The sequence below is a fragment of the Aureibaculum luteum genome, from assembly GCF_003449015.1.
Lineage (GTDB): Bacteria > Bacteroidota > Bacteroidia > Flavobacteriales > Flavobacteriaceae > Aureibaculum > Aureibaculum luteum.
Window position 1 is genome coordinate 1 of record NZ_QRGD01000029.1, and the last position, 1,703, is coordinate 1,703.

The window sequence follows — 1,703 nt, forward strand, 5'->3', positions numbered from 1 at the left end:
GTAATCGTTGCACAAGCAGTAAAAACACTCTTTTAAATCAATAATTGACTTGATTTCAACCATTTTAAGAACGGCTGTGATTTTATCTTTTACCTCATTTCAATATTATTAAAGAGGTTATACCAGCTTATTTCACCCCATATATTGTTAATATTTTGAGTTAAATAAGTTGTAAGTGAGTTGGCATCACTTCTTACAACTTTACTGATAAATTTTAGGTATTTCTTTAAATTATAGGCGATCGCTGATAGGTGCATTACCTTATTAGCTTGTTGTATGCCAATGGTATTTATTTTTCTGAGTCCCATAAATTGGGTAAGTGTACCAAAGACGGGTTCAACTGTACTCTGCCTTTTAGATTTCATATACCGTCCTCGTTTGCTGTTTACCCGTTGGTTATTGCGTTCATATTCTTCTCTATAATACGTTACCGAAAACTTCTTTTCTTGTGCCGTTTTACCTAAACATTGCCTTTTCATTGGACAGGCCCTACATATTTTAGATGATATCCTATATTCCTTCTTCTTGGTGTGGGTTCTGTAATCATTAAATACTTTTTTAAAGAGAACTATCTTGACGTGTGGACAAACATAATGGTCGTAAGTTTTGTTATAAATAAACCCTTCTGGACCTCCTTTATAGGTGCCATGTGGCGGTATGTAACTTGTTAAACCTATTTTTTCTAAAAAAGCATAATTTTCTCCATCACTATAACCTGTGTCCGCAACACAGTTTTTCCATATCAAACCTTGTCTGTTTAATCTATTCTTTAATCTTGGTACAATGTCTTGCAAGTATTGGCTATCTTTCTTATCGGCCATATACGCTCTAATATCTGTAATTACATGATGCCCAGTATCAACACTTAATTGGCTCATATAATTTAACTTTCGTGCCTTGCCCGGTTTTACACTTATTTTTGCATCGGGGTCGGTTGGACTATAATGGGTTTTGTTTGAGGTGTATTTACTGCCTTTATTACCCGCTCCTGGACGTTGGTCTTGGTCTTTTGACCATTTTTTGTTTCTGCCCTTTATAGCTGTCAGTTCTTGTTTACTCGCTGATACAGTCTTTTGTGATGGGGTCGCTTTGTTGATTTTAGCTTTACGTATTGGCTTGTCCTTATCCATCGCACTAAGTTGACGGATTTTTTTTAAATGCTCTTCCAACTCTTCTTCTGGCACTTTCAGTTCTAAACTATCCATGGAAGCATTCGCCTTGACTGGAGCAGAATCTATCGCTTGCGTATGACCACTTACCATGCCTTTTTCAATACACATCATTAAAACTCTTGTAAATACTTCTTCAAAAATAGCTTCAGGATACAATTGACGAGTTCGACTTATGGTGCTATGCCATGGTAGTTCTTCATCAATATCATAGCCTAAAAAATATAAAATATCTATACGCAAACTACAATGAGATATCAACTGGCGATCGCTGATGATGTTCTCTAAATAACCAACCAAACACAACTTAAAAAAAACCGTAGGGTCAATGCTCTTTTGACCGCTTTCTCCATAATAAGAACGCGTCAATTCATAAAGGAAATGCAAGTCCAATGCTTGCTTTAAACGTCTGTAAAAATTCTCGGGGGGAATCCGATCACTCATCAGAAATTGAGTGAACAGTTTTTCTTGATATTTTTTTTTGCCTTGCATAATACAAGATACTAAAAATCACTAACTTGTGCAACAGGCACA

Annotated in this window: 1 protein-coding gene; it reads right to left on the minus strand. The window is 35.8% G+C overall.

The window, feature by feature from the left end; translation table 11 throughout:
• Positions 1 to 89 precede the first annotated feature (89 nt).
• Positions 90 to 1,661, minus strand: coding sequence for an IS1182 family transposase (locus D3P13_RS21715; RefSeq protein ID WP_232829269.1), 1,572 nt, complete (start codon positions 1,659 to 1,661; stop codon positions 90 to 92).
• Positions 1,662 to 1,703: the final 42 nt, after the last annotated feature.

What these genes read in the sequence shown, in the direction of transcription:
- D3P13_RS21715 (WP_232829269.1), bottom strand. Translation starts at nt 1,661, where the DNA reads ATGCAAGGCAAAAAAAAATATCAAGAAAAACTGTTCACTCAATTTCTG.